The organism is Rhodococcus sp. P14 (assembly GCF_000256505.1).
Taxonomy (GTDB): Bacteria; Actinomycetota; Actinomycetes; order Mycobacteriales; family Mycobacteriaceae; genus Rhodococcus; species Rhodococcus ruber.
On record NZ_AJFC01000091.1, the window covers coordinates 1 to 3798 of the forward strand.

The 3798-nt window shown below is 73.0% G+C and carries 5 protein-coding genes; 1 reads left to right on the forward strand and 4 read right to left on the reverse strand.

The window, feature by feature from the left end; translation table 11 throughout:
* The coding region (locus OEY_RS0106795) for an aldose epimerase family protein (protein ID WP_010593141.1) at window positions 1-417 on the reverse strand (417 nt) is incomplete at its 3' end.
* 130 nt (window positions 418-547) lie between these two features.
* On the opposite strand from OEY_RS0106795, the gene OEY_RS0106800 reads away from it, so the two are divergent.
* A complete protein-coding gene (locus tag OEY_RS0106800; RefSeq protein ID WP_010593142.1) occupies window positions 548-1465 on the forward strand; it encodes an MBL fold metallo-hydrolase in 918 nt (305 codons plus the stop codon).
* A gap of 100 nt (window positions 1466-1565) precedes the next feature.
* On the opposite strand, the gene OEY_RS0106805 is transcribed toward OEY_RS0106800, so the two are convergent.
* The 3 genes from OEY_RS0106805 to pdxH all read right to left on the reverse strand — a co-directional run.
* Window positions 1566-1853, reverse strand: coding sequence for a hypothetical protein (locus OEY_RS0106805; RefSeq protein ID WP_010593143.1), 288 nt, complete (start codon window positions 1851-1853; stop codon window positions 1566-1568).
* Between the two features lie 87 nt (window positions 1854-1940).
* On the reverse strand, window positions 1941-3209 hold the full coding sequence (locus OEY_RS0106810) for an MFS transporter (protein WP_010593144.1): 1269 nt from the start codon (window positions 3207-3209) through the stop codon (window positions 1941-1943).
* The coding region (gene pdxH / locus OEY_RS0106815) for a pyridoxamine 5'-phosphate oxidase (RefSeq protein ID WP_010593145.1) at window positions 3206-3798 on the reverse strand (593 nt) is incomplete at its 5' end. The genes pdxH and OEY_RS0106810, both read right to left, overlap by 4 nt.

The window sequence follows — 3798 nt, forward strand, 5'->3', positions numbered from 1 at the left end:
GACGGTGAGGCCGTCGTCGCCCACCTCGTGGGTCACGGTGAGCCGCAGCTGGTACGGCCACCCCTTGTGCAGTCCCACGTCCAGCTTCTGCTCGACGCGGAAGTCGTTGTGGGAAACCAGGACCCAGTCTCGATGCCAGGCGAATCCGTGCACCGCGTTGCCGCGTTCGGGTTCGGTGAGCGCGAGCTGATGCTCGATGCCGTCGAAGTAGAAGTGCCCGTCCCGGATGCGGTTCGGCCACGGGGCGAGCACCGTGCCGGAGCGCAGCGGGGGCCGCTCGTTCGCCGGCCAGCTCTCCGTCAGCGGGTACGGCCCGTCCGGCGATTCGTGCTCGAGTGCCCGCAGCGCCGCCCCCGAGCTGGATACCTCCGCGCGGTACCCGCCCCTTCGGATCCGGTAGTTCGTCGGATCGGACATGGGCCCAGTCTCCCGCGGACGGGCGCGGCAGGTCGGGGATTCGCCGATCACGGCGGCGACCTCGCCGATCGCGGTGGTGTCACCGAGCCGGATCGGGCCGCCGGTGCGCCTCCGCGCCTACGATGACCGGATGCGACTGCGCCTCGGCCGCCCGGATCTCGCCGCCTACGCCGACCGGTTCGACGTCCCCGCCGCGACGGCGGCGTCCCGCCCGGCCGTGACGTTCCTCGGGGTGTCCACCCTGCTCGTCGACGACGGCACCGACGCGCTGCTGACCGACGGCTTCTTCACCCGCCCGGGTCTCGGCGCCGTCGCGCTGGGTCGGCTCGCACCCGACCCGGCCCGGATCGACGCGTGCCTGACCCGGGCCGGCGCGACGCGGCTCGCGGCCGTCCTGCCCGTCCACAGCCACTTCGACCACGTGCTCGACTCCGCGGCCGTCGCCGAGCGGACGGGCGCGGTGCTCGTCGGCGGCGAATCGACGGCGAACGTCGGGCGCGGGCACGGCCTCCCGCCGGAGCGGATCGTCGTCGCCACGCCCGGCGAGCCGCTGCGGTTCGGCGGGGTCACCGTCACGCTCGTCGCGTCCGAGCACTGTCCGCCGGACCGGTACCCGGGCACGATCGACGCGCCCGTCGTCCCGCCCGCGCGGGCCGGGAGCTATCGGTGCGGCGAGGCGTGGTCGACGTTCGTCGCGCACGCCGACGGCCGGTCCCTGCTGATCCAGGGCAGCGCCGGTTTCCGGCCCGGGGCGCTGGTCGGCCGGCGCGCGGAGGTCGTCTATCTCGGCGTCGGCCAACTCGGGGTGCAGAGCGAGGAGTACATCCGCAGCTACTGGGCGGAGACCGTCGGCACGGTCGGAGCGCGACGGGTGGTGCTCGTGCACTGGGACGACTTCTTCCGCCCGCTCGACCGGCCGCTGCGCGCGCTGCCCTACGCCGGGGACGATCTCGACGTCACCATGCGGGTCCTCGGCCGGCTCGCCGAGCGCGACGGGGTGGAGCTGCATCTGCCGCAGGTGTGGCGGCGCGAGGATCCGTGGCGGTGACGGATTTCCGTACCCGAGACCATCCGGGCACCCCGAGGGAGCAGGCGGTCCGGCCCCGATCGGTGAGAGGTGGGGACGGGTTCCGCGAATGTGCCGGTGGTCATCCGCCCGCAGTGTGAGTGGCCGCGAAGACGATGAACACCACGAACAGCGCCGCGATACCCAGGACCGCGCCCGCCAGGGCCTCCCCGTGGTTCGTCGCCGACCCCTTGTCCACCCCGTCCAGGCCGACCCAGCCGCACACCACCGCAGCCAGTCCCGCGGGGATCGTGACCAGATCACCGAGGAAGGGGACGAAGGCGCACCCTGCGGCGACGATGCCCGCGACGAGGGCTGCGGTCCCCGCTCCGTTGCGGTCCGGCGATCGGACGAAACGATTCGATGGCATACCGGCTCCCGCGTCAGGGTGTGCGATCACGTCCGTCCATCGTGCCCTGCCCGCGTGGATACCGCATGTGCCCCGTCGGTGGACGGGTCAGTGGATCGTGCGGTCCACCCGGTACCGCACGAAGGCGGGGAAGGCGAGCACACACACCAGCACACCGGCCACGACGAGGACCCCGCCGCCCGCCGCGGCGACCGCGGTGCCCACCAGCGCCGCCGCCCCGCCGTGCAGGACGTCGCCGATGCGGGGTCCGCCGGCGACGACGACGATGAACACGCCCTGCAGCCGGCCCCGCATCTCGTCGGTGGCGACGGACTGCAGCATCGTCGAGCGGAACGCCGCGGAGACCATGTCGACCGCGCCGCCGAACGCGAGGAACGCCAGGGCGATCCACAGCCACACCGCGGTGCCGCCCGGTTCGGCGAGGCCCACCGCGACGCCGAAGCCGACCATCGCCAGACCCCAGGCGACGATGCACACGATCACCGCGAGCCCCTGCCGGCGCACCCGTGGCAACCAGCCGGAGAACACCCCGCCGAGCACCGCACCGGCCGACATCGCGGCGAACAGCAGCCCGAGCGCGAACCCGCCCTCGGCGGGGTCACCGAACGAGTCGTGCGCGATCTGCGGGAACAGGGCCCGCGGCATGCCGAACACCATCGCGACGATGTCGACGACGAACGAGGCGAGCAGGATCTTCTGGGTGGAGAGGTAACGGAACCCGTCGAGCACCTCGCGCAGGCCGGCACGCCGGGCCTGCCCGGTCGGCGGGATCGGCGGCAGCGCGAGCACCGCCCACAGGGTCGCGAGCAGTGCGACGGTGTCGATCAGGTACAGGGTGGGCAGACCGAGCACGGGGATCAGGGCGCCCGCGAGCAGCGGCCCGGCGATCGCCCCGAATTGCATCACCGTCATGTTCAGCGAATTGGCGGCGGCCAGTTGGCCGTTCGGGATGAGCCGCGGGATCACCGCGCCGCGGGTGGGCTGATTGACCGCGAAGCAGGCCTGCTGCAGCGACAACAGCACCAGCACCAGCCACACGTTCGCCAGGCCCGCGGCGGCCTGCGCCCACAGCAGCAGCGACGTCACGCCCATGCCGAGCGTGGTGAATGTGAGCAGCCGGCGCCGGTCCATCACGTCGGCCAACGCACCGCCCCACAGCCCGAACACCACGAGCGGGACGAGGGCGAACACACCGGTCAGACCCACGTACGCCGAGCTGCGGGTGATCTCGTAGATCTGTTGCGGCACCGCGACGACGCTGAGCTGGGCGCCGACGACCGTGACGATGCCGGCGGTCCACAACCGACGGTAGTCGCGGTTCTCGAGCGGCGTGGTGTCGGCGAGCAGCCGCCTCACGGCTGCAGACGCTCGGTGAGCCACCGCCCGTCGACCAGCCGGGTCCGCACCCGGTTGTGCAGACGGTTGGGCCGGCCCTGCCAGAACTCGACCGACTCGGGGCGGATCCGCAGTCCACCCCAGTGCGGCGGCACCGGGATCTCGGCGTCCATGCCGTAGCGCTCGGCGACCTCGACGAGCGCATGCTCGAGCGCCGCCCGGGACTCGATCGGCCGGGACTGCTGCGAGGCCCACGCGCCGAGGCGGGAGCCGCGAGGCCGGGAGTGCCAGTACTCGGCGGTCTCCTGCGCGCCGACCCGCTCGACGGGCCCGCGGACGGTGACCTGGCGGAAGATCGGGACCCAGGTGAACGTGGCCGACGCATAGGGCGTCGCGGCGAGTTGCCGGCCCTTGTCGGAGTCGTAGTTGGTGAAGAAGGCGACCCCGTCCGCGTCGACTCCCTTGCACAGCACGGTGCGGGTCACGGGCCGACCGTGCTCGTCGACGGTGCCGAGGACCATCGCATTCGGTTCGGGCAGTCCTGCCGCGGCGGCGTCGAGGAGCCAGCGGCGCAGCACCGGCAGGCCGCCGGCGGGGGGGCACCCCGGGT

Bases quoted from the DNA above. Each gene is read 5' to 3' on its own strand.
- OEY_RS0106800 (WP_010593142.1), top strand. From the start codon at position 548: ATGCGACTGCGCCTCGGCCGCCCGGATCTCGCCGCCTACGCCGACCGG.
- OEY_RS0106805 (WP_010593143.1), bottom strand. From the start codon at position 1,853: ATGCCATCGAATCGTTTCGTCCGATCGCCGGACCGCAACGGAGCGGGG.